The 23669-nt window shown below is 46.4% G+C and carries 22 protein-coding genes; 20 read left to right on the top strand and 2 right to left on the bottom strand.

The window, feature by feature from the left end; all coding sequences use genetic code 11:
- Position 1: 1 nt before the first annotated feature.
- The 7 genes from DFQ00_RS09105 (at position 2) to DFQ00_RS09135 (ending at position 6539) form a co-directional block, all read left to right on the top strand.
- Entirely contained in the window at positions 2–919 is a 918-nt protein-coding gene (locus DFQ00_RS09105) for an ABC transporter permease (protein ID WP_110896159.1), read from the top strand.
- 16 nt (positions 920–935) lie between these two features.
- Positions 936–1886, top strand: a complete 951-nt coding sequence (locus tag DFQ00_RS09110) for an ABC transporter permease (RefSeq protein ID WP_244213746.1) — start codon at positions 936–938, stop codon at positions 1884–1886.
- 20 nt (positions 1887–1906) lie between these two features.
- On the top strand, positions 1907–3949 hold the full coding sequence (locus DFQ00_RS09115; protein WP_110896160.1) for an alpha/beta hydrolase family protein: 2043 nt from the start codon (positions 1907–1909) through the stop codon (positions 3947–3949).
- Positions 3950–4075: 126 nt separating this feature from the next.
- Complete coding sequence (locus tag DFQ00_RS09120; RefSeq protein ID WP_110896161.1) at positions 4076–4438, top strand: Asp23/Gls24 family envelope stress response protein; 363 nt, start codon at positions 4076–4078, stop codon at positions 4436–4438.
- A gap of 37 nt (positions 4439–4475) precedes the next feature.
- Positions 4476–5084 carry a GNAT family N-acetyltransferase gene (locus DFQ00_RS09125; RefSeq protein ID WP_110896162.1) on the top strand — a complete coding sequence of 203 codons (609 nt, stop codon included), beginning with the start codon at positions 4476–4478 and terminating at the stop codon, positions 5082–5084.
- A gap of 116 nt (positions 5085–5200) precedes the next feature.
- Entirely contained in the window at positions 5201–5806 is a 606-nt protein-coding gene (locus DFQ00_RS09130; protein WP_110896163.1) for a pentapeptide repeat-containing protein, read from the top strand.
- 166 nt (positions 5807–5972) lie between these two features.
- A complete protein-coding gene (locus DFQ00_RS09135; protein ID WP_110896164.1) occupies positions 5973–6539 on the top strand; it encodes a TetR/AcrR family transcriptional regulator in 567 nt (188 codons plus the stop codon).
- A 167-nt stretch (positions 6540–6706) separates the two neighbouring features.
- On the opposite strand, the gene dapA is transcribed toward DFQ00_RS09135, so the two are convergent.
- Entirely contained in the window at positions 6707–7576 is an 870-nt protein-coding gene (dapA, locus tag DFQ00_RS09140; protein ID WP_110896165.1) for a 4-hydroxy-tetrahydrodipicolinate synthase, read from the bottom strand.
- An 80-nt stretch (positions 7577–7656) separates the two neighbouring features.
- On the opposite strand from dapA, the gene DFQ00_RS09145 reads away from it, so the two are divergent.
- The 6 genes from DFQ00_RS09145 to DFQ00_RS09170 all read left to right on the top strand — a co-directional run bounded on the left by DFQ00_RS09145 (position 7657) and on the right by DFQ00_RS09170 (position 14554).
- Positions 7657–8610, top strand: a complete 954-nt coding sequence (locus DFQ00_RS09145) for a LysR family transcriptional regulator (RefSeq protein WP_244213747.1) — start codon at positions 7657–7659, stop codon at positions 8608–8610.
- Positions 8611–8935: 325 nt separating this feature from the next.
- Positions 8936–10090, top strand: a complete 1155-nt coding sequence (locus DFQ00_RS09150) for a glycosyltransferase family 2 protein (protein ID WP_110896166.1) — start codon at positions 8936–8938, stop codon at positions 10088–10090.
- 50 nt (positions 10091–10140) lie between these two features.
- Positions 10141–11442, top strand: coding sequence for an aminotransferase class III-fold pyridoxal phosphate-dependent enzyme (locus DFQ00_RS09155; protein WP_110896167.1), 1302 nt, complete (start codon positions 10141–10143; stop codon positions 11440–11442).
- A gap of 28 nt (positions 11443–11470) precedes the next feature.
- Positions 11471–12502, top strand: coding sequence for a zinc-dependent alcohol dehydrogenase (locus DFQ00_RS09160; protein ID WP_110896168.1), 1032 nt, complete (start codon positions 11471–11473; stop codon positions 12500–12502).
- A gap of 42 nt (positions 12503–12544) precedes the next feature.
- Positions 12545–13879: an MFS transporter gene (locus DFQ00_RS09165; protein ID WP_110896169.1), complete on the top strand. Its 1335-nt coding sequence runs from the start codon at positions 12545–12547 to the stop codon at positions 13877–13879.
- 81 nt (positions 13880–13960) lie between these two features.
- Positions 13961–14554, top strand: a complete 594-nt coding sequence (locus tag DFQ00_RS09170; RefSeq protein ID WP_110896170.1) for a DUF1349 domain-containing protein — start codon at positions 13961–13963, stop codon at positions 14552–14554.
- 24 nt (positions 14555–14578) lie between these two features.
- Here DFQ00_RS09170 and DFQ00_RS09175 read toward each other — a convergent pair whose 3' ends face one another.
- Positions 14579–15394 (bottom strand): AraC family transcriptional regulator, encoded by an 816-nt coding sequence (locus DFQ00_RS09175; protein ID WP_110896171.1) that lies wholly within the window; start codon positions 15392–15394, stop codon positions 14579–14581.
- Between the two features lie 262 nt (positions 15395–15656).
- Here DFQ00_RS09175 and DFQ00_RS09180 point away from each other — a divergent pair, with 262 nt between their 5' ends.
- The 7 genes from DFQ00_RS09180 (at position 15657) to DFQ00_RS09210 (ending at position 23643) form a co-directional block, all read left to right on the top strand.
- Positions 15657–16784 carry an NAD(P)/FAD-dependent oxidoreductase gene (locus DFQ00_RS09180; RefSeq protein WP_110896172.1) on the top strand — a complete coding sequence of 376 codons (1128 nt, stop codon included), beginning with the start codon at positions 15657–15659 and terminating at the stop codon, positions 16782–16784.
- A gap of 31 nt (positions 16785–16815) precedes the next feature.
- On the top strand, positions 16816–17106 hold the full coding sequence (locus DFQ00_RS09185; protein ID WP_110896173.1) for a hypothetical protein: 291 nt from the start codon (positions 16816–16818) through the stop codon (positions 17104–17106).
- A gap of 33 nt (positions 17107–17139) precedes the next feature.
- The gene (locus DFQ00_RS09190) at positions 17140–17682 is read left to right on the top strand and encodes a GNAT family N-acetyltransferase (protein ID WP_110896174.1); all 543 of its coding nucleotides are present in this window, start codon (positions 17140–17142) and stop codon (positions 17680–17682) included.
- A gap of 35 nt (positions 17683–17717) precedes the next feature.
- Complete coding sequence (locus tag DFQ00_RS09195) at positions 17718–18395, top strand: response regulator transcription factor (protein ID WP_110896175.1); 678 nt, start codon at positions 17718–17720, stop codon at positions 18393–18395.
- A complete protein-coding gene (locus tag DFQ00_RS09200; RefSeq protein ID WP_110896176.1) occupies positions 18388–19758 on the top strand; it encodes a sensor histidine kinase in 1371 nt (456 codons plus the stop codon). Before DFQ00_RS09195 ends, DFQ00_RS09200 begins: the two co-directional genes overlap by 8 nt.
- A 274-nt stretch (positions 19759–20032) precedes the next feature.
- On the top strand, positions 20033–21451 hold the full coding sequence (locus tag DFQ00_RS09205) for an alpha/beta hydrolase family protein (RefSeq protein ID WP_244213748.1): 1419 nt from the start codon (positions 20033–20035) through the stop codon (positions 21449–21451).
- Positions 21452–21507: 56 nt separating this feature from the next.
- Positions 21508–23643, top strand: coding sequence for a serine hydrolase domain-containing protein (locus DFQ00_RS09210; protein ID WP_244213749.1), 2136 nt, complete (start codon positions 21508–21510; stop codon positions 23641–23643).
- Positions 23644–23669 lie beyond the last annotated feature (26 nt).

Genomic DNA, 23669 nt, shown 5'->3' on the forward strand with positions numbered 1-23669 from the left:
AGTGGGCAAATACGTATTTAAATCTTTATTACAGATTATTCCGGTGCTTTTTATTGTGTCCTTAATCGTATTTGTGCTGGTTCGAGTCACAGGTGATCCTGTTGCTCTCATGTTGCCCGAGACAGCTACAGCGGAAGATCGGGCCGTTTTAACGCAGGCATTGGGCCTGGATCAGCCTCTGTACACACAATATGTGAAGTTTTTGGGCAATGCGATTCAGGGTGATTTCGGTCAATCTTTCCGTTACGGACAGCCTGCGCTTGAACTTGTACTGGAGCGACTGCCAGCCAGCTTTGAGCTCGCTGCTGCGGCCATGTTTTTTGCCGTATTAATGGCTGTGCCCCTGGGCGTGATCTCTGCGGTGAAACGAAATACATTTACCGATCTCCTTATTTCGGGCATATCGGTTATTGGCAAGGCAATGCCTAACTTCTGGATGGGCATTATGCTTATTCTGTTATTCTCAGTCATGCTGGGCGTACTGCCTGTTTCGGGTAGGGGCGGCTTGTCACATCTGATTCTGCCCGCATTTACTCTGGGTGTCGGTTTGGCAGCTCAGATGACACGACTGATTCGCTCCAGCATGCTTGAAATTTTGAATCAGGACTATATTCGCACAGCACGCAGCAAAGGGCTTGGTCGCTTGACCGTGATTGTTAGGCACGCTTTTCGCAACGGCCTGATTCCGGTTGTAACCATTATGAGCCTTCAGTTTACCAGCTTGATTGGCGGTACGTTGATTACCGAAACGGTATTCTCCTGGCCAGGTCTCGGTCAGTTGCTGGTTGTAGCCGTGAATACACATGATATGGCTATCGTACAGGCGGCCGTGTTTGTGATTGCATTGATCGTGGTGCTCGTCAACATTCTGACGGATGTATCTTACAGACTGCTGGACCCACGTATCAAATATGACTAAGAAGGAGGTGCGATTCATGAGAGACAGCAAAGAAGTGTCCATTCAGGGGGCAGAAACGAGCAATAACCATAGCGGAGAAGACCATAATCATAAACAGACATTTGCTGGCTTTCGTTCCATATGGCAGCAGCTGCTGATTAGCAAGACCGGATTATTCGGTGCTGTGCTGGTGTTGGTGGTTGTCCTGATTGCTATCGCCGCACCTCTGCTCACAAGTCATGATCCGGCAGCCGTTAGTCCGCTGAACCGTCTCAAACCGCCTGCCTGGCTTGAAGGCGGGACAGCCGAGTACTGGCTGGGAACCGACAACCTGGGCAGAGACATGTGGAGCCGTATCGTGTATGGTGCTCGTGTATCACTCATTGTGGGTATGGGGGCAGTCATTGTCTCCGGTATACTTGGGGCGGTTCTGGGCCTGATCTCAGGATTCTATGGAAAATGGGTGGATGCCATCATTATGCGGGTGGGCGATGCATTTATGGCAATCCCGACGATTCTGTTCATGCTTGTTGTGATGGCCATTGTAGGACCTGGCATGACAACATTAATCCTGGTGATAGGTGTAACGAACTGGGTTCCATTCACCCGTGTAGTCCGAAGTGAAGTGCTCAGTATCAAAGAACGAGATTTCGTGTTTGCTGCGAGATCCATTGGAGCCAAAAATGGTCGGTTGATATTAAAGCATATTCTGCCTAACGTATTATCATCCTTTATCGTCATCTGTGGTATGAATGTGGGCACAACCATTATTATGGAAGCCTCGCTCAGCTTTCTCGGACTGGGGATCAAACCGCCGGACGTATCCTGGGGAGGCATGTTAAGTGATGGAAGGCAGTATGTAGCTACAAGCTGGTGGGTTGCTACTTTCCCTGGGCTTGCGATTACGTTTACTGTGCTGGGCGTTATTTTCCTCGGTGATTGGCTGCGAGATGTGCTCGATCCTCGAACGGAGTCTACTCATAAATAAAACGGAAGGGAGTTAGGGTTATGAACAAAGGCCAGATTATGCCGGAGGACCTGTATCATTATCGGTGGATTAGTCAGCCTGTGATTAGTTCAAACGGACAGGTTGCCTACGTTGAACAGACCATTGATCAGATGAAAAATGAATATCACACACAGATTCGGGGAATCTCACTGGATGGAACGGAAGATGTTGAGTTGACCGGGGGCACAAAAGACAGCTTCCCTGCATGGTCACCCGACGGAAGCAGCTTGACTTTCCTGCGTTCGGCTGAGGCTGGCAAAGGGCTGTGGGCCCTTCAGACGGGAGAGCCGGAAGCGGTAATGCTCATATCTCCTGAACGTAAAATCATGAGTTATGTTTGGTCACCCGATGGGAAATATATTGCGTTTACCAGTAAAATTCAATCAAGCAAGGCTCAACATCGCGATGGATGTGTAGACGATGAATCGCTGAACAAGTCAAATGCAGTATTAGCTGTCGAACCAGCTTCTGTACTCCGTGGTAAGGTCTATGAACGAACTACGCCAAAGGCTGAAGGAGCAGGCTGGTGGGATGGTCAATACACCCATTTATTTGTTTACGAGATTGACAGTGGACAAATCACACAGATGACTTCTGGCTACTGGAGCGTTAATATGCCGGTATGGTCTCCTGATAGTCTGAAGCTCGCATTTATGTCCAAGCAAACCAAGGAAGAGCATCTAGACCCGGATCTGCTCTATCACACAGACGTTTATATTATCTCTATAGATGATGCGAAGCAAGCCAAGCCTTACCAAGTTACAGATTCCAGTCTCCAGATCAGTCAGTATTCGTTTACGCCTGACGGGAAGCAGCTCATTCTCATTGCCAGTGACCGTCAATATGGAAGCGGAAGTCACAACCAACTGTTTACTATCTCGTTGGAGCGGGGCATACCCAGGCTAATGGCGCCTGAACTAGATATGCATATTGGCAATGCGGCTTTAAGCGACATGAAATCGGTCAGTGCTTCACCTTCGCCAGTAATCAGTCAATCTTTTCCGCAGCAAGGTGTTTACGTTCTGGGCACGCATGACGGTAATGTGGATGTATATCGAGTTCATGCAGACGGAAGCTCCGAAGTAGTTACCCCGGCAGGTGAGAAGGATGTGTATCAATATACGATAGCGGCAGATGAGAAAACATTGGTGGTCGCGGCGTTGACGGACTCGCATCCGGGAGAGCTATACATCGTGGAGGTCGAAACTGGACAAATGAAGCAACTCACCCGCCGAAATGATGAATTTATGGCTGGGCAGCTGGTCAACGTACCCCAAAGAATTGAATTCACATCATCAGACGGCTGGTTGATTCAAGGCTGGCTGGCTATACCTGATGTAAGATCTGAGGGGAAAATCCCTTTGATTTTGCAGATTCATGGTGGTCCGCACGCAATGTATGCCGGAACGTTCAGCCATGAGATGCAGACTCTTTTGGCTGACGGGTATGCCGTTTTATGGATTAATCCCCGAGGAAGCATAGGATATGGGCAGAATTTTGCCAGGGCATGCCGCGGAGACTTTGCAGGTGGAGATTATCGAGACTTGATGGAAGCGGTGGATTATGCGCTTGCAACGAATGATAAGCTGGATGAATTACGTATGGGTGTGGCAGGCGGCAGTTATGGAGGCGTCATGACGAACTGGATTATCGCTCATTCCAGCCGCTTCAAGGCAGCAGTCACACAGCGCTGTATTTCCAACTGGCTTTCAATGTACGGAACAAGTGATATCGGCATCTCTTATGTTGAAGGGGTAATTGGGGGCAATCCGGCGGAGCATGCAGCATACCTGTGGTCCCGATCTCCGCTGGCTCATGCACACCAGATCGAAACGCCACTGTTAATTATGCACGGTGAACAGGATTATCGAACACCGATTGCCCAGGCTGAAGAGCTCTATACGACGCTGAAGCGTTATGGAAAAACAACAAAACTGATCCGTTATCCAGGCTCCAACCACTCTTTGCTGAAAAGCGGCAAGCCTTCATTACGGGTGGACAGCTTTGAACAGGTGAAGGCCTGGTTTAAACAATATTTGTAGAACTCGAAACCGCAGAAGCTTGCGGTTTTTTTTGTTTTGTGCAAAAAATTTGATTTTGAATATAGGATGATATATATTTTAATTAAATGATACATTATACTATCAAATAATGCAGAGGTGATTCATATGGAACTGAAGCAAACGATAGGTCATATCCAAATATCGGATGACGTTATCTCCAAAATGGTTGGTGAAATTACCAGCGCTACCTGTGAGATCACGTCGATGTCTGCCGGTTTGGTTGAAAGCATCAGCAAAATATGGAGCGGCCGCAGCCTGACGAATGGCATAGCTATTCGGCGAAAAGATGACCTTGTGGAGATTAATGTGCGAGTTATTATGCGTTACGGCAGCAAGGTACATGAGGTATGCAGAGAATTGCAGTATAAAGTCATCGAGCAGATTGAGCATTTTACAGGCTTAACCATCCAAGCGGTGAATGTCATCGTGGAAGCTATAACGCCCCCGCAGACGTCTGCTAAATATTAAACACACATACAAAGAGAAAATTACAGGAGTGAGAGTTATGAGCCAAACCATCATTAAAAAAGCAAGTCCAGAGTCTAAAGTTGGAGGAAAATTAACAGAAATGGCGCTTGATTATATGAAATTTTCCCTGGCCGGTTCGAGAGAATCTGCGACTATAGATAAAACCTTTCAACAACTATGGAGGGCTCGGAATAATCGTTTTAGTCACGAATATGCTTATGAAGCGGTTCGGGAGGGCAAAACACTCGGTATGATTATGTGTTATCCGACAACACTCATGAATAGACTCGCGATGCCAACGTTCTCCCAACTGTTCAATTTACACAAATGGAACCTCATTGGATACAACCTTCGTAACTGGAAAGAGTGTTATACGATGCTAACGTTAAAAGAAGGAGAGAATGATGAATATCATATCGGAACGATTGCCACACTGCCGGAGAGCAGAGGACTGGGGCTTGGAACTGAATTAATTCTTCATGCAGAGAAGCAGGCGGTTTTGCAAGGCTTCGCCAAATCCTCTTTAACCGTCAAACAGGAGAATGCCGGTGCAATCAAGCTGTATGAACGTCTTGGATATCAGAAGGTCGGAGAAATCATCAAACCAGCCGTATCCATGTACCGAATGTCTAAATTGCTAGTGTAAATGTAATAGACTTGACATCCGTATGGTATAGTAGAATGAAGGGATTCGACAAAGGCATGTGACGTCAACGACAGGTTGCATGCAACTTCAACTTCATATCAAACGAGGTGTGATTAATGTATCAATACAAGGATCAAGAGTATCATTCGGTTCACTTTGAAGGACGTGATCTGCGTTACGGAGAGCTGATGAACTGTGTGTTTGAGAGCTGTACCTTCATGAATGCTTCCATGGAAGAGGTGGAGACAAGTCATTGTCGTTTCATTGAATGTGACTTCAAGGGAGTGTACATGAATGGATCAATACATATGGAGTCTGCGTTTGAGAACTGTATGTTTGGTGGTGCGAACCTGTTTGCTTCCAAATTCACTGCCTGCAAAATGACAGGATCAGACTTCTCCGGTGCGCAGATGGACGGCATTACCCTTACGAAGGGCGACTGGTCTTATACGAATCTAAGACATACTCGGCTTGGTAAACAGGATTTACGCGGCATCCGTTTTTTTGAAGCTGATCTGAGCGAGAGTGACCTCACCAAAGCCGACCTGCGTGATTGTGATCTGACAAGGGTGTCCATGAGTCGGGTGAAGCTGCAGGGGGCTGATCTGAGAGGGGCTACTTTGGATGGAATAGATCTGAAATCGCTGGATTGGAAAGGGGTACGCATTGATCGCGAACAAGCGGTGCTGCTTGCACGCTCCTACGGTGCCAAGGTGGATTAGTCTGCTGTTGACTTGTGATTGTCTTCATAACATGTGATATGACTACTCAGACGTAAGTTTGGCTATAGATTATGATATAATGGAGCTTGTCTTATGTTTAGGAGATCTGGTTATCCAAGTCCCGAAATAAAGGTAATATTATAATGGTACTGAGGTGCAGTTCGCTATGAAAAAAGAGAAGTTGTCATTCAAGCAAAACCGAATGAATACCATATTGGATGAAGCTACCAAACTACTTATAGAGAAGCCGAATGCGTCGATGAACGACATCGCTGAAGCGGCGAGCATCGGAATTGCAACATTACATAGGTATGTCGAGAGTCGTGAGCAGCTGATGATTCATCTGGCGATGCGGGCGATTGAGGTTGTTAACGAAACGTTGCAACATGTCCAACTGCATGAAGATCGGGCGGAACAATATATCCCCGAGCTGATTGAAGCGCTGATCCCCTTGGGGGACAAAATGTATTTTCTGGCGCACGATGCAACCGTCAACTATAACGCAGATATTGAAGAGGCATATTGGAAGCTGAGAGAGCCGGTGTTGCATGCCATCGGGGTACTTCAAGAGAAAGGTTTTTTCCGTTCGGATATGGATAAAACGTGGATTTTTGAAGTGCTTTATTCTGTACTCTTTCTGACATGGCAGCAAGTGGTTAGCGGCAATCTAGCCAGAAACGCGGCGCCTGCTCTTGTAGTGGACACGTTGTATCATGGCTTTGTTGCGAAATGAATGATCATGCACCAAGGAAAGCTTAACGTAAGTGCAATGTGCTGTGGAGTGAATTTCAAAGTATCGTAAGCCTAGGACAGAACAAAAGCCGCAGCAGAAGCTGTGGCTTTATTTTGTGTTTTTATATCTATAGATATTTACGAAAGGTACAGGTCGAAGTGTGAACTTTAGAGTGCAATTTTTGCAATGAGCTGCTCTGATGCGGGCATCAAAGGCAGACGCAGCTGAGCAGAAGCGATTATGCCCTGTTTGGCAAGCAGGTGCTTCAGCATAGCTGGAGCGGGCTCCTCAAACAGGTTTTTGATGAATGGCAGCAAAGGAGTAAAGAGCTGATAGGCTTCTTCCTTTTCACCTGCTGCAAAGCGATTGTATACTTCCAGAAAACGTTCCGGGTTGATGCTGGCTGAAGCCATCATACCGCCGGCTGCGCCTTTCGTTAACATATCGTAGAAGAAGGTATCATCTCCACACAAAATGGGCTTCGAGCCGCAACGTACCAGTTCGGTCATGAGGTCAAGGTTATTTGTGCTATCTTTAAGACCAATAACGCCATCAATGCTCATGATTTTTTTCATCATCTCAATGGAAACTCTAACCCCTGTACGCGCCGGGATTTCGTATACCATCACGGGGATGCCCACGCTGGCTGCCATGCGGAAGTGCTCGTAAATGCCCTCTTCCGTTGGTCTGTTATAGTATGGAGTAACGACAAGAACAGCGTCAGCACCGAGTGCAGCAGCTTTCTTTGTTCTTGCCACCGTTGAAGCGGTATCATTGGTTCCAGTTCCAACCATTATGGGTACGGACGAGTTGATGCTGCTCAGTGTCTCCTTGGCTGCCTTCACCAGCTGCTCTACCTCATCCCATGTCACTGTAGGTGATTCTCCAGTCGTGCCGTTAATCACCAAGCCATGAATGCCGCTGTTTGCCATAACTTTGATGTAGTTTTGAAATGAAGACAGATCGAGTTCATGATCGTCGGTAAAAGGCGTAATGACAGGGATATAAATACCTTTAATCTGTTGTTCGGTTAACATCGTATAACCCCCAAATGTATGTTGGAATTCCATTTCATTCACTTTACCATGGGAAAAGGTATCATAGTTAGCTATAATAGATGATGGGTGTTATCAATAATTTTGATGATGTGAGGGAAGCCATTATGGATTTAAATTATTTTCAAACCTTTCGAGAGGTGGCATTGCGTCAAAGCTTTACCAAAGCAGCAGAAGAGCTGGGGTATGCACAATCCAGTGTCACAACCCAGATTCAGAAGCTGGAGAAAATCTATCAGGTCAAATTGTTTGAACGTTATAATAACAATAAAATCCGGCTGACCTCCGCTGGAGAAGAGCTATTCAAGCTGTCCGGGCAACTGCTCGAAATATATGAACATTCACAGGAAAAGCTGACCAAGCAAGGCGGCGGTTCACTTACGATTGCAACGATGGACTCGCTTGCCTCCTATTTTCTGCCGGTGCCTATACAGACGACACGTAAACAATATCCCGAGCTGGGGATTCGGCTACAGACGGATCGTGAGGATCTCATTTTGCAAAAAGTAAGAGAAGGAGAAGCGGACGTTGGCCTTATTCTGGCGAATGCATCACCGGAGACGGGTTTGCAATGGATCACAATTCGCGAGGAGCCACTGGTGCTTATCGTCAACTCGGATCATCCGCTTGCGGCTAAGTCCAAGGTAGTATTGAGTGATCTGGCCGATGAGGAGTGGATTATGCCAGAGGATTCGTGCAACTACAGACAACTGCTGGAGAAGGTGCTGAGAACAAATGGAATTGCCTACAAGGTGGGCCTTGAGCTTGGGAGTCCTGAGGCAATTAAACGCAGCATTATGGCAGGCTCGGGCATTTCTCTGCTGCCGCAGATGACTGCACGGGACGAAATCCGCAGACGGGAATTAACCGTGTTACCTCTGGAGCATACCGAATTCACACTGGAGATTCAGCTGGTCATTCATACGCGTAAATGGATCTCCCATGCTTTGCACCAGTTTATTGCCAACCTGGGAGCGAAAGAATCAGAATGGTTGACCGCGCGAGCGGGGAATTAAGAAGCGAACATACGTTATTTCATAGAGCACTTTTTGATGTGTTTTCCGTTCAAATATGCGGGAGAAGGCATCAGAGGTGCTTTTTTGCATTAACCAAGATTCAGATATTTAATGGACCAGGATTCAGAATTTAACAGTGTTCAGAATTTGAGATTTAATTCTGCCCCAAAAAGATATAAATTTCTATTGTATTCATAATTAATCCAAAATAATACAAAAAAAGAGCGAAGGAGGTCGATAGCGGGCAGATCACTATATCGCAGCACTTGTTCAGGTTCCATTGTTATTTTGTTGTACTTACACCAACATAATCTGGAGGGATTACATGCTTTATACGATTATTGTACCCGTTAATCAGGACTATAACATTTTGAACCTGTTCACCGACTCACTGCTTCGGACTGTATGTCCATCAACTCAGATTATCTTCATTAATGACGGTTCCGGCTCGGCTGTCTTTCAGCATCTGGACAAGCTCAAACAGGAGGTCAGAGAGGGAGTAACGATCGAGATTCTTCAGCATGATTTTCCACTTGGCTGTGCCGTATCTATTAACAGAGCGTTGAGTCTTGCTGAAGGAGAGTATATTTTTTTCCTCGATTCAGATACCATTCTCCAGCCCGATTGGCAACCGATGATGAAAGAAACGCTGGACACGGATGTGACCATCGGCATGATTGGAGGGGTTCTGTTATATCCACAAACCGGAGGAGTGCAGCATTGCGGAATTGCATTTGCGGATACGATTGGACGGCACTTGTTCCTTAATGCATCTCCTGAAGATATTCCGAAGGAGACCTTCTCTGTGCAGCTCGTTGTGTTTGCCATGTTTGGCATGAAACGAGAAGTGTATGAGACGATTGGCAACCTTGATGAGAAATTTTTTAACGGATACGAAGATTTTGATTATCAGATGCGGGCCAGAGCAGCAGGGTACGACACCGTCATAAATCCGCAAATTCAGGCATATCACTGGGAACGCAGCAGCGGCATTCATCGCAATTTTAACCGTAAAAACAATCTGGCACGATTTTGGAAAAAGTGGGGAAGCCACATTGAGGCCGATGTATGGCCCTTTATGTTCAGCCATCTGAAGGTGCAGCTCGATAAACAGCGCGACTATGCGCATCTTCCCATGGTTGGCATAGACCTTGCCGAGGTTCGCAGTGATGCAGATACCTTCTGGAGCCAGCTAGAAGAGGCTCAGATTGCACCTCTTGCCGAGATTCGGGACTACTCCAACCGATTCAACTCGAATGGAGCGATCTGGCTGCCGCAAGTGTTAGGCAAGGAATTGATTCATAGCGAGAATCGACTGCTGTTCCTGGTAGACAATTTCGCGCGTTTGCTGGAGAACCGTTACTGGATCGAGATGAGGCATGCTCATCGGGCCAAGGATTTAATCATAGATCTGTATGGCAATGTGATCACGATGGATCGGATCTACGATGGCTGCTGGCCTGGCACTAAAGTGCGTTAAGCCACGATTGTGTAGTTGACCAAACATCGCGAAATGGGAGGTGCTTCAAAGTGAATAATAAAATGAGTACGCTGGACAATGCCACAAAATTCACACGGAATCTGGAATGGTTGGAACAGGTCGAAAGGGTTATACCGAGCGGTTGCAGTACACTAGCCAAAGCGCCGGAACGATTATTTCCAGGCCATACACCCGTCTGCTGTGCAGAAGCCTACCATTCCCGCTTTACAGATATTGACGGTAATGAATGGCTGGATTGTGAGATGGCCATGGGAACAGCACCTTGGGGTCATGCGAGACGTGAAATCCAACTCACCGTTATTCACCAGCTGAAGAAGGGGACAAGCTTCTCCATTCCTGCAGATATTGAGCTGGAATGTGCCGAGTTGATCCTGGAGCGGTTTGAGGGGCGCTATGCATCACTGCGTTTCACCAAAAGCGGAGCAGATGCAGTAAGTGGCGCGGTTCGTATCGCCCGTGCGGCGAATGGTAAAAGCAAGGTGATTGCAACAGCTTATCATGGATGGCATGACTGGTCAGCATACGGTTACTACGGTAGCCAGACGAAGGAACGTGGCATTCCGAAGGATATTGAGCGCTCCACGATCTGGATCAAGAAACCTGTTTATGAGCAAATCAGGGAACAAATTTCATCTCAGGAGGATGTGGCGTGTATCGTTCTGTGTCCGAATGAGTGGGAGAAGGAGGAGCTGGCTGACGTAGTGACGTTATGTTCCTCCAAGGACATCATTATTATTTTTGACGAGGTTACTTCGGGTATACGGATGGGCAAGCAGGCGACTGCAGGCGAATATGATATCTGGCCGGACTTGCTCTGCCTATCCAAAGGCATGGCTAATGGACTTCCGCTTGCAGCTGTGCTGGGACCTGAGCACATGATGTCCCTTGCAGGCCAGGTTCGATTCAGCAACGCACATTCCAGTGAAACGATAGCCCTTGCAGCGGCCATTGCGTGCGAACGGCTGATGAAAAATACCAAAGTGTGGCCTACCTGGCGCGAACCGGCAACCCGAATCATGAAGCGATTGGAATCTGAGCTGGTATTGCTAGGTCTTACCGATGAGTTAGCTCTGAAGGGAACCTATGCAAGCTTCTATATTCAGTCAATAGACGAGCAAAACTTTCAAACTGACCCGTTCCGTGAATTTATGGTGAAGAAAATGGCCTACTACGGCATCTTTACGAAAGGTTATTTTATTTTCTCTGATACGCATACACGGGAGGAATTGATTTGGGTGGAGGAAGCGCTGCTCCAAATATTGTCAGACTGGAAAGAAAAGCAAAAGCGAGAGCATCTGAAGCTACCAATGCATGACGGAGGAGCACGTTAATTCATTTATATGACCAGGAGGAGAACCCATGAAAGCACTCGTATATCAGGATTTGAAAAAGGTGGAATTGCAGGACATTGAGGAGCCTAACATTCAGAAACCCAATCAAGTCAAGGTGAAAATCTATGGATCAGGCATCTGTGGCACGGATCTGAATATTGTCAAAGGTAAAGTGGCTGCGAGTAAAGGCACGGTTATCGGTCATGAAGGCGTGGGCACTGTAGTTGAGGTCGGAGAAGATGTCCATGGTATTCGCGTCGGGGACCGGGTTCTTGTGGATCCGACTCAAGCTTGCGGTCACTGCTCTTATTGTCGGGAAGGGTTATTCATCTATTGTGAAAATTTCGATGATTATCAGGTAGGCATGACAACACACGGGACCTTTGCTGAATATTTTGTCGGAGACGAAAAGTATATCTATCCCATTCCTGACACGATGAGCTGGGAAACGGCAATGATGATTGAACCTCTCGGCTGCGTCCTGCAAACGTTCATGAAAGCAGGCGTGAAGCCCAGCGATTCTGTGCTCGTGCTTGGTTCAGGAGCGATTGGCTCGTTGTGTCAGCTGGTGAGCAAAAGATTGGCAAGACTCACCGTGGGTACGGAAATAGATCCTTATCGCAAGCAATTTGCTGAAGGCATTGCAGATTATGCTTGTTACCCGGAGGAACTTACCCTTGAGAAAGTATACGAGATCAATAACAATAAAAAATTCGATATCATTGTGGATGCTGTCGGCAACCAGCTTCATGTTGGCTTGGAGCTTATCGCTAAAGGTGGCCGCATTATTCCGATGGGGTATGACGATAGTTATGAAGTGACATTCAAATCAACTCAGGTGATTAACGACGGACTTAGCATCATTGGTGCGGTAGCTGTGCACTCCATGATTAGTACAGCCTTGAAGTTTGCACAGAGCATCCCGGAGCTGGAGCAAATGGTAACCGCCAAGGAGTACTTGACTGATTATGAACAGGCATTTAGTGGAACGATGGGATATGATCTTCGCAGTGGCGAGAAGCTGCCGATGAATTCGGTGAAAACAGCTCTCATTCTGTAAGCATGTAGATATTTGCGGGTTCTCCGCTGTGAACAGTGGCATATGACCTGTTTTGCTCAGGATTTGGTGCATCTATATGCCGAGCTACTGGTCACGGCGGGGAGATTCGCAGAGAGAAAGAAGGGATATGGAGTGAAGCTGCTACAGGATTTGCCGAGAAATCCGCGGTATTCCATTTTACTTGAGCCAGTGTGGGCTATTCCAGGAACGATAGTCCTGTTCTACGCACCTTTGTATATGAAAGAGGCAGGCTTGTCCGACATTGAGATTGGCATCATCAATTCGGTGAATCTTTATTTTGCCTTCATTTTTCAGCTGTTCGCAGGGGCTGTGACCAATAAACTGGGTCGTAAACGAACGACACTGATCTTTGATCTGCTCGCCTGGAGTGTCCCCATGTTCATCTGGGCATTTTCACAAAATTTCTGGCTGTTCCTCATCGCTTATCTGCTGAATGCAACCTCGAAGTTTGTTACCGTCTCGTTCAATTGCCTGATCATCGAAGATGTGGAGGAGCATAAACGATCCAAGGTATTTGCCATTTTGAATATGATGATTACGGGTGCGGGGGTGTTAACGCCCATTGCTGGTGTTGTTATTGCGGATTTTGGTATTGGACCAACGCTGGCGAGCATTTATTTTGCAGGTGGCCTGTTAATGACGGCCATGTTTCTTATACGTAACCGCTACACGGAAGAAACTCAAGTGGGTAAGGAACTCATGGGGCTGCATAACAACACCCGTGTATTTCGCAGCCTTGTTGCCAGTCTGCGTCTGTTCGGGCGGTCGTGCTACAAGCGCAGATTGCTGCCGATCATTTTAATTACAGTGCTGTCCAATCTCGTTTTGCAGTTGAATTTTTTTCAGGTGATTTATTTCAAGGAGCAGCTGAGCTTTGATGATCGTGTCATTTCCTTCATTCCCGTAGTAACAGCAATCACCGTGATGTTATTATATCTGGTTATTATTCCACGTCTGAGACGGCGTTCGGAAGAAAAGTATGTCAGCTTTTCCATTGTGCTCAGCTCTGTGGGTGCCGTGTTATTTCTGCTGATACCCTCCGGAAATATAGCGATGCTATTTCTCACACTCATTGTGCTTGCAGCGGGAAACTTTATTCTGCAAACGTATCGCGATTCGCTGCTGATGAACCGACTGGGCACGCATGAGAAGGCCGATATGTTTTCGGCTGTACAGACGGTCATGACGCTAACCGCGATCCCTTCCGGGTATCTGACGGGACTACTGTACCATTACAATCCATTATGGCTGTTCAGTGTTATTCTGGGTTTGTACATCGTATTGATGATTATTATGCTGTTTTTACATGACCCAAAGCAGCATCCCCAAGCGATCAATTCCTACAAAAATATGTAGAAGAAGGGCTTTTCTGTATAGAAACCGAATGTATAATACAGGAAAAATACAGTATATCACACATATTTTTGGGAGGACTTAATGATGAATGTAATGGCAAGTGAAGCAAGAGGACAGCTGACCTGGATCAATGAGCCGTGCAACTGGTCCTATACAGATCAAGGTGGACTGATCGTAGAAGCACAAGCAGACTCTGATTTCTTTCAGGACCCGGCAGGCAAGCATATAAGAGCGACTGCGCCGTTCCTGTCGATGCCTGTATCGGGTGATTTTGAGATGACCGCGCAGCTGACAGTGGATATGAAACATCAATATGATTCCGGCTGCCTGATGGTTATGGTCGATGAACGCAATTGGTGCAAGCTGTGTTTTGAATATGACGGTAAAGCAGCAACGATCGTTTCCGTTGTTACACGAGATGGGTCATCAGATGATTGTAATTCGATGGAGGTTCCTGTAGCTAATCCGTATTTGCGTATAAGAAAAGTAGAGGGCTGCATGTCCTTTTTCTACTCCCCCGACGGGGAAGAATGGAAGCTGATTCGATATTTTGGCATGTCGATGGAAGGAGAGCTTCGGGCAGGAGTTGTTGCGCAGTCACCAACGGGAACAGGCTGCACATGTCACTTTTTATCGGTAAGCATGACCCAGCCGGACTTGACTGCACGTTTCTGAGTTTGTCCCTTCTACTGTGATTTTCTATCCTTGAAATTGCTTGCGCAGCTCAATGGGGGAAATTCCTTCATATTTTTTGAATACTGAACCGAAATAACTTGCACTGTTAAAACCGACAGCCCTCGCGATATCATGTGCTGTGATATCCTTCTGCTGTACAAGCATTTCCTTGGCCTTTAACAAACGGTAGCGAACCAGATATTCAAGAGGTGTCATATGAAACTCCTTCTTGAATATCCGGTTCAAATGCTGCTCAGTCACCTTCATCTGATTAGCCAGTATGGAGAGAGACAGGTCTTGCTGATAGTTCTGTTTGATGAAAGCAACAAGTTCTGCCAGTCGTAAGCGGCCTTCATTTCGTTCAACCTCGCTGTATCGTTCACCGTCAATGGTCAGCCTGACCAGAAGCATGTAGAGAAGTGCGGAGCCGTGCCAAATCTGGTCTCGATGTCTCGACTTCAACGCAATGGTGATTTCACGCAGCAGAATGCCGAGCATGCCATCCAGCTTGAAAGCCCGAAGCTCACCGATCTGCAAGGAATGTAGAAATCTTGGAACAATGTAGCCATTAAAGGAAAGGCACTCAAATCGTAGCTTACTGCTTGGATTGTTATAATGATATGTGACTTCCGGGAACATGATCAGGGTGGTTCCTTTTCGAATGGAGAACTCCTGGTTCTTTGCTGCGATGCGCCCTGTTCCTCCGATGCACTGTACGATGGTGTAATCCCGTGAACGGTGGCTCCAATCTATTAATTCATTAACGGTCAACCGGTTCTGCCCTGTGATGATAAGGGGCATATCGGATTCCAGCGGACTCTCCGTGTTAGGTTGCGACATTGTTGAATTATTCCTCTCTTCGTTAAAGGGTCTTATGCGCAGAGCTTGGATAGAACAAGAACAGAAGCCTGTAATAAACTAAGAGAAATTATATTACATAAATGGAATTATTTTAAATATATCCAACGCTTCGTTTGCAGTGGATTGAACCTGCGCTGAGCGGTGTTTGTCTTGCCAATGGAATGTGAAACAGATACGCTATAGGGAATGAGTTTATGAATGAAGGTCATACTTTGTACGAATCAAGAAGGGAATGCTTATATTGAAGAAAGTTATCGTGATCGGAGCGGGAATATTAGGAGCCTCCACTGCTTATCATTTGGCGAAATCAGGCGTGGAGGTTCTGCTTATAGATCGGAAAGACGCTGGGCAAGCCACGGACGCGGCAGCAGGCATTATCTGCCCGTGGCTGTCCCAACGCCGGAATCAGGATTGGTATCAGCTTGCAAAGGCGGGTGCGCGTTACTACCCCGAGCTTATTGCCGGGCTGGAGCGCGAAGGGGAGACGGATACGGGATACGCACAGACAGGTGCACTCAGCATTCATACCGATATCAACAAGATTCAGAAGATGGCTGAGCGGGCCATGCTCCGCAGGCAGGATGCACCGGAGATCGGTACAATCACTTGTCTGGATGAAGCAGAAACCCGTGAACGCTTCCCCTTGCTTGGGGAAGGTTATCATTCGGTGTACATTAGTGGAGGTGCCCGCGTCGACGGGAGAGCACTGCGTGATGCGTTGATTCGCTCAGCTCAAAGGCATGAAGCGCGTGTAATTCAAGGTGATGCCTGCCTTGCTACTGAAGGAGAACGAGTAATCGGAGCGATAGTGAATACGGAGCATCATAGGGCAGATCAGGTTGTTGTCTGCACGGGTGCATGGGGCAATGAGCTGATGAAGCCGTTAGGCATTCATTTTAAAGTACACTACCAGAAGGCTCAGATTATACATTTGCGTACGGCTCATGAAGCAGATACAGGTGGGTGGCCTGTCATTATGCCTCCTTCGGACCAGTATTTACTAGCGTTTAAGGCACAGAAAATGGTCATTGGTGCAACACACGAAAACGATGTCGAGGGATATGATACACGGATTACAGCGGGCGGTATGCAGGAGGTTTTGAACAAAGGACTGGAGCTTGCACCGGAACTGGCGCTTAGTACACTCGATGAGGTGCGTGTCGGTTTTCGTCCATTCACGCCAGGTTTTCTGCCTGTGCTGGGGCATGTTAAGGGAAGACCGGGTTTGATTACAGCCAATGGACTAGGGGCATCCGGCTTGACGATGGGCCCTTATATCGGCAGTCAGCTGGCAAAATTGGCTATTGGAATGGAGCTCGATATGAATATAGAAGCGTATGATGTGAGCAAAGCGATGGAGATCGAATGAAAAGTTGATGCGATAAAGGGGGAGTCCACCAATGACGTATTCTCAACGCTTATCCGGTGCAGCTAGTCTGTCTGAAATCATGCATTTGGAGCATCAGATTACACAAGTAAAAGAAAAGCAGGCTACTGCTGACGAAAGTCTGAAACAATATAAACAGCAATGGACCGAGTATACATCTAAGCTGCACAAAGGTGAACTATTCCTAGAGCCTGCGGAAAGACAGGCTATTCAAGTTAAACTCGAAGCCGCGCAAACGCTGGTTAATACATTGACAGCACAGCTTAACGAGTTGGAGCTGGCTCTGGAGCAGCTTGGAGATTAAGCCGTTTTCACGCTGGCTGCAGGAGGATTAAGGATGAAGTATGAGTCTGACCGAATCTATTTAAGAGCTTGGACGGCAGAAGATGCTGTACTGCTCCAACATTTTCAGCTTCACAATCGAGAACAGATCGAAAGGATTACCGCCAATAAACGAGATGAGGCATTTTATAGTTTACAGGCACAGACCGAGCTGATTCAGGACTGGCTTGAGAGAAGAAAAGCTGGAAAACGGTATTCTTTCGGTATTTTTCTAAATGATACGGATGAATTGGTGGGTGAAATCTCACTTTTTCTCATTGAACTGAATGGCGCAGCCACCTGGATGGTCGGATATGCAACAGATCGGCTGCACAATGGTCAAGGATATATGAGTGAAGCGTTGAAGCGTCTTTTACAGTTCGCCAAAGAAGAGACGGATATTAAGCAGCTCGTGGCTGGTGCTGTGCCCGATAATGAAGGTTCTATCCGTGTTCTTCTGAAAGCAGGCTTTCGGGAAACAGGCTCACATGATGTGCCTATTCAAGGCGTCATAAAAAAACATATCATGCTGACGATATCGCTGGGGGATGCCGATTAAAAACGTATATCACAAGTCAAAGGAGAAAGAAGTATATGGCTACCATATTAGTTGCAGACGATGATGCGAATATACGTGAGCTTGTCTGTTTGTTTCTTAGAAATGATGGGTTTACCACTGTCGAGGCTGTGGACGGGAAACAGGCGCTTGATCTCTACCTGCAAACCCCCGTTGATCTGGTCGTTTTGGACATTATGATGCCGGTGATGGACGGATGGAGCCTTTGTAAGGAATTGAGGAGATTGAATGCTGACCTGCCATTGCTCATGTTAACGGCGAGAGGTGAGACCTGGGAGAAGGTTAAGGGCTTCGAATTGGGCTCGGATGATTATCTAACAAAACCGTTTGACCCTTTGGAGCTAACGGCACGTGTCAAGGCGTTGCTGAAGCGTTACAAAATTGGCTCCACACACCTGATACAGTTTGGCAACGTTACGCTGGATCGTCAGAGCTATAAGGTCATCGCTGGTGAAGAGTCCTTAACCCTGCCGCTCAAGGAATTCGAACTGTTGTTCAAGCTGGCAGGCACACCGGGACAAGTCTATACGCGAGAACAGTTAATAGATCAGATCTGGGGGCTCGACTATACAGGTGATGATCGAACGGTGGATGTACATATCAAGCGTTTACGCGAACGTTTTGCGAAGACTTCCGATTTTCAGATCGAGACAGTTCGGGGATTAGGATATCGGCTTGAGGTCAAGCATGATTAAGTCGCTGTACATTCGGGTTGTTGTGACCTTCCTGGTTTCTGTAATTGCCGGGACGTTGATTGCTTTTTTCTTATCGACCTGGATATTTGAAGATCGACTAAATAAGAATGCACAGATCAACATAAGTAACTTTGGTCAGGATGTCATCCAAATATACCAAACCCTTCCGTTATCGGAAGCTGATGCATTCATCAACAAGATGAAGCAGCTGGATTTGTACTATATTCGCATGTATGAGCCTTCCGGTCAGCTCCTTACGTTTGGCAAGGAACGAGATCACCGGCCGATTCCAGTGACGGCGGAGCAGATACAGAAGGTGCTGGCTGGGAACGTTTTGGAGCTGACTCCCAGTGGCTTGGGTACAGTGCTACTAGGGTTGCAGGTTCAGACCACGAGCGGGACCCGGGCCATGTTTCTGGAAACCTTGTCACCACCGGCTGCTTCTACTGTAATCACATGGGGCACAATATTTGCTCTTTCATCCCTTGCTACCGGAAGCCTGATCATCCTGATTGCCTCCGTATTTCTGGTCAGGCCGATCAAAACGTTGACCCGGGCAACGAAACGTATTGCAGCAGGTGATTTTAATGTAAGGCTAAATATTAAGCAAACGAGTGAACTGGGCACACTTGCTCGCAGCTTTGAAGAGATGATGCAGGATTTGCAGCAACTGGAGCAGATGAGAAGAGAGTTTGTAGCCAACGTCTCACATGAGGTGCAGTCACCGCTCACATCCATATCAGGGTATGCCCAGGCTCTGAAAAATGTAGATTTACCGGACCAGGATCGAGAGCGGTATCTTGACATTATTATTTCTGAAGCAAAGCGGATGTCCAAAATGAGCGATAGCCTGCTCAAGCTTAGTGTGCTTGAATCACAGTCTCATCAGCTACAGCTGTCTACACGTGATCTGGATGAGCAGATCAGACGGGTTATCGTTGCATTACAGCCTCAATGGTCTGCTCGGCATATTCGTTTTGAGCTGCATTTGCAGAAGGTTCCTGTTCTCGCAGATCATGATCAATTGAATCAGGTATGGACGAATATGCTCAGCAATGCAATTAAGTTTTCAGAAGATAGTGGTGTGATTCACGTCAGGATGGAGCGAGATATCAGAAATGTAACGGTAAAAATATCGGATCAGGGGATTGGTATTGCATTGGAGGATCAAAAACGTATATTTGAGCGGTTCTTTAAAGCAGATCGTTCTCACAGTCGTAAATATGATGGCAGCGGAATGGGGCTTGCTATCACCAAACAGATTGTGTCGTTACACCAAGGGGATATCCGGGTGACTAGTACAGTGGGTCAAGGAACAACGTTTATCATCAGTTTGCCAACCAGCCCACCAACGGCCGAATAGCTTCACTTTTCCAGTTGTGAATACGTTTCATGAGATTTCAGAAGGCTGCGTTTATGTACAAGTTCGCTTGTAGATAAGCGCAGCATTTTTTTGCTTTATTCATGTTTAGTTCATAGAGACGTCATGGGCAGTACATGTTTGAGGATTAAAATCGGCTTAGAAGCTGATGCAGCAACATAGATTGGCGGCTTTGATGAAGCCAGGCATCTGAGAAAAGAGAGGGATACAAATGCGATTATTTGAAATGCTTTTAGTTCTATCCTGTTTCGCTTTAATGATGAATGTATTATTTGTTGGAAGAAATACAAAGAAAACAGACTTGGCTATAGCCATGGGGAGCAGCGTTATATTTGTAGTGCACCTGTTAAGCGAGGGGTACAGATGGCAGATGCTCTTGATATATATCACGACAGGTCTGCTCATAGTCATCGTTTCATCAAGGTATTTTCAGAAGAGCAGGAACTACAAATTAGGGAAGCTGTTGAAATACAGTTTGGCCTCCATCATCGTTGTGCTTATGGTGGTATCTGTCGGTTTATCCGTATACATGCCCGTCTTTCATTTGCCAAAACCGGATGGCCCGGAGCAAGTGGGCACTCAAACCTTTCATTGGACGGATCTAAGCAGAGATGAGGTTTTGACTGCGGATCAAAGTGATAAGAGAGAGCTCATGATTCAGATCTGGTACCCTGCTGAACGCAAAGATAACAGCAAGAGTGAATTTCTTTTTCCAAAAGATAAAGAGATGTTCAAGAAATATATTCAGACCTACGCGAACTCGTTGCACCTTCCTGAGTTTGTATTCGATTATTGGAAGTACAGCAGGACCAACACATATGAAAATGCAGAAATAGTACCCTCAACAAGCCCGTATCCGTTGGTGCTGTTATCACATGGTATGGGAACCAGTAGAGTTCTGCATGCATCACAGGCGGAGAATCTGGCCAGTCATGGATATATCGTGGTAACTATTGATCATACGTATAGCACGTTTGCTACTATTTTCCCGGATGGCCGTGTAACGGATTATAAAACCAAGGTCAAAACAATAGATGAACGCAGAACAATCGGGGAGATATGGACTGAAGATGTGAAGTTTGTCATCAATCAAGTGGAAAAGCTTAATTCAGGTGCAATCGAGAGTCAATTTAAAGGGAAAATGGATGTAAGTCACATGGGTGTGATGGGGCATTCTTTTGGTGGCGCAACAGCGTTTAATACAGCTTATGTGGATGATCGAATCAAGGCCGGAATTAATATGGACGGGTCATTAATTGAAGTGGTGAACAGAGAGGATATACGCAAGCCGTTTATGTTCATCCGGTCGGGAAGTTTTAAAGATTGGCTAGTCGATTTTAAAAAGAAAAAGTCGCATAACAAGGTAAATGATGAGGTGAATAAACAGCTTTCAGATGAACTGCACATTATTAAAAATGTGATCAGGCAAGGGGGGAATGCGATTTATGTAGAGGGCACCGAGCATTTTAATTTTACAGATCTGCAATTCTATTCCCCGTTGATTAAACTGACAGGCATTACAGGAGATATAGACGGTAAAAGAGGATCAAATATCGTAAATCAGTATGTTCTCGATTTTTTCAATACGTATCTGAAAGGAACGGGAGGTGATCTGATTCAGGGGCCAAACGGCAAGTATCCGGAAGTGAAATTCGTGGAATCAAGCGAGTTGTAATTGTGCCCGAGGGATAATTGAACGATGCAGCATACACAAATCAGGAGGAGATGTGAATGAACATACAAGATACAGAGGACAAACGGAGCATGCGTAAGAGCATGATCAAACGAGTCATCAAGAGACGAACTTCAATCACCGCGCTCAGTCTGGTGATAACCCTGTTAACACCATGGACGGTTATGGCTGAATCTTCTAATACGAACAGTAGTGATCTAACCTATCAAAAAACCAAGCAAACGGTGATCGAGAAGGCCAAGTCTCTTACCGAGACATATGGGATCACAAGTGTGCAGTATGCACTGATGGATCAAGGAGAGATTGTTGTCTCCGGGCAGACGGGCAAGAATGACTTGCAAGGGCAAGTTCCTCTTACATCCGATACGATCTATGGCATAGGGTCAACCAGTAAAATGTTTCTTACAGCTTCGGTAATGAAGCTGGTGGATGAAGGCAAGGTGAATCTCGATCTGCCAGTGACATCCTATATTCCAGAATTCAAGATGAAAGATGAGCGATATAAGCAAATCACACCACGCATGCTTTTGAACCATTCGGCTGGTCTTCTGGGCACTTCGAGCCACAATGCATCGCTGTATGGAGACAATGATACCTTTGCGCATGATACCTTTTTAGAACAATTGACTGCACAGAATCTGAAGGCAGAGCCTGGTGCGTATTCCGTTTATACGAACGACGGGTTTACTTTAGCTGAGATTTTGGTTGAGCGGGTGAGTGGCATGAGTTTTACGGCTTTTATACACAAGCACTTCACAGAGCCTCTGAACATGGAGCATACGAAAACACCACAAGATGTGGTTAACCCGGCAGATATGGCAGGAATCTATTCGCCGTTATATGAAGGCCAGCTTCCACAAGAGAATTATAATATCATTGCATCAGGAGGCATCTATTCCACGGCTCAAGATCTGGTGAAATTCTCACAAATCTTCACTGGAGAGGTCAAGGGCATTTTATCCAGCAAATCAGTACAGGCCATGGAACAAAAAGAATACAAAAAGGGCATGTGGCCAGAGGACAGTGATGCGTCTATCTCTTACGGATTAGGATGGGATAGCGTGGACTTGTATCCATTCAGTGAATACGGCATCAAGGCGGTTACAAAAGGTGGAGATACGGTATCATACCATTCATCTCTGGTCGTACTTCCAGAGCACAACCTGGCGGCAGCCGTTACCTCTTCAGGAGGCTCAAGTGCGCTGGATCAAACGATAGCGAGCGAACTGTTGCTCAGCGCACTGGAGGCCAAGGACATTATTCAAGAACGCAAGCCGGCAAAAACGTTTGGAGTACCTGTAAAGGCTGATATGCCTGAAGAGTTGTTAAAGTATGCAGGGAATTATGGCGGCAATAAACCGGTGAAGAAGGTGGAGGTGAATCCGTCTGGGCAACTGCTGATTTCTTCTGCTTCAAATAGTACTTCGGATCAATATATCTACACGTCCGATGGGACATTTGTAAACAAGGAAGGAACACAAAAGTTAAAGTTTGTTGAGGAGTCTAACGGTCAGATCTACTTGTGGTCCCGGTCCTATATGTCCATACGAGGGTTAGGTCAGCTCGCTTTCTCGGAATATACGGCGCAAAAACTCGAAAGCAATGAATTGTCGAGCGAGATTCAGGCGGCATGGAATCAGCGTGAGGGGAATACGTACTATTTGCTCAATGAAAAATATACTTCAATGGCCTATCTGCATGCTTCAACAATTATTCCTATGCAGTTCGACAAGCAAGTTCCAGGGTATGTTGGCAGCAGTAAAATCATTGGAGCTAATCGGGCAGTGAATCAAGTCCAGATTCCCGGTCTGGCTGGTCGGGATACAACGGATATCCAGTTTTTGAGCCAAAACGGAATCGAGTATATTACGGCAGCAGGTCCCGTATATGCCAGTGAAGGTATAGTACAATCACTATACAGCGGCAAGCAATCCAGAGTAACGATTCAGTTGGACGGTTATGCGAGATGGTTCTCGGTACCGGCTGCGGTTAGCGGTAAGGTAATGACAGTGAAGATGCCTGCCACGGGCTCCTTCGCTGTGTATGATCAAAGAGGTGCTTGTATTCATCATACTGTGATCAGTGGGAAGAATGAGGTTGTCTTACCTGAAAACGGCCGTATCGTATTTGCAGGTGAGCCTGATTCAGTGTTTGAAGTTTCATTGAACAAATAAAATAAGAACATGATAACGTTAATTCG

The sequence above is a fragment of the Paenibacillus barcinonensis genome, assembly GCF_003217495.1.
Taxonomy (GTDB): Bacteria; Bacillota; Bacilli; order Paenibacillales; family Paenibacillaceae; genus Paenibacillus; species Paenibacillus barcinonensis.

Excerpts from the sequence above, each read along its gene's own strand:
- DFQ00_RS09145 (WP_244213747.1), top strand. The coding sequence starts at position 7,657 with ATGATGGGTGTTATCAATAATTTTGATGATGTGAGGGAAGCCATTATG.
- dapA (WP_110896165.1), bottom strand. The coding sequence starts at position 7,576 with ATGTTAACCGAACAACAGATTAAAGGTATTTATATCCCTGTCATTACG.
- DFQ00_RS09205 (WP_244213748.1), top strand. The coding sequence starts at position 20,033 with ATGATGAATGTATTATTTGTTGGAAGAAATACAAAGAAAACAGACTTG.
- DFQ00_RS09135 (WP_110896164.1), top strand. The coding sequence starts at position 5,973 with ATGAAAAAAGAGAAGTTGTCATTCAAGCAAAACCGAATGAATACCATA.
- DFQ00_RS09120 (WP_110896161.1), top strand. The coding sequence starts at position 4,076 with ATGGAACTGAAGCAAACGATAGGTCATATCCAAATATCGGATGACGTT.
- DFQ00_RS09190 (WP_110896174.1), top strand. The coding sequence starts at position 17,140 with ATGAAGTATGAGTCTGACCGAATCTATTTAAGAGCTTGGACGGCAGAA.
- DFQ00_RS09210 (WP_244213749.1), top strand. The coding sequence starts at position 21,508 with ATGAACATACAAGATACAGAGGACAAACGGAGCATGCGTAAGAGCATG.
- DFQ00_RS09170 (WP_110896170.1), top strand. The coding sequence starts at position 13,961 with ATGATGAATGTAATGGCAAGTGAAGCAAGAGGACAGCTGACCTGGATC.
- DFQ00_RS09125 (WP_110896162.1), top strand. The coding sequence starts at position 4,476 with ATGAGCCAAACCATCATTAAAAAAGCAAGTCCAGAGTCTAAAGTTGGA.
- DFQ00_RS09130 (WP_110896163.1), top strand. The coding sequence starts at position 5,201 with ATGTATCAATACAAGGATCAAGAGTATCATTCGGTTCACTTTGAAGGA.
- DFQ00_RS09115 (WP_110896160.1), top strand. The coding sequence starts at position 1,907 with ATGAACAAAGGCCAGATTATGCCGGAGGACCTGTATCATTATCGGTGG.
- DFQ00_RS09175 (WP_110896171.1), bottom strand. The coding sequence starts at position 15,394 with ATGTCGCAACCTAACACGGAGAGTCCGCTGGAATCCGATATGCCCCTT.
- DFQ00_RS09185 (WP_110896173.1), top strand. The coding sequence starts at position 16,816 with ATGACGTATTCTCAACGCTTATCCGGTGCAGCTAGTCTGTCTGAAATC.
- DFQ00_RS09150 (WP_110896166.1), top strand. The coding sequence starts at position 8,936 with ATGCTTTATACGATTATTGTACCCGTTAATCAGGACTATAACATTTTG.
- DFQ00_RS09160 (WP_110896168.1), top strand. The coding sequence starts at position 11,471 with ATGAAAGCACTCGTATATCAGGATTTGAAAAAGGTGGAATTGCAGGAC.
- DFQ00_RS09165 (WP_110896169.1), top strand. The coding sequence starts at position 12,545 with ATGACCTGTTTTGCTCAGGATTTGGTGCATCTATATGCCGAGCTACTG.
- DFQ00_RS09195 (WP_110896175.1), top strand. The coding sequence starts at position 17,718 with ATGGCTACCATATTAGTTGCAGACGATGATGCGAATATACGTGAGCTT.
- DFQ00_RS09110 (WP_244213746.1), top strand. The coding sequence starts at position 936 with ATGAGAGACAGCAAAGAAGTGTCCATTCAGGGGGCAGAAACGAGCAAT.
- DFQ00_RS09200 (WP_110896176.1), top strand. The coding sequence starts at position 18,388 with ATGATTAAGTCGCTGTACATTCGGGTTGTTGTGACCTTCCTGGTTTCT.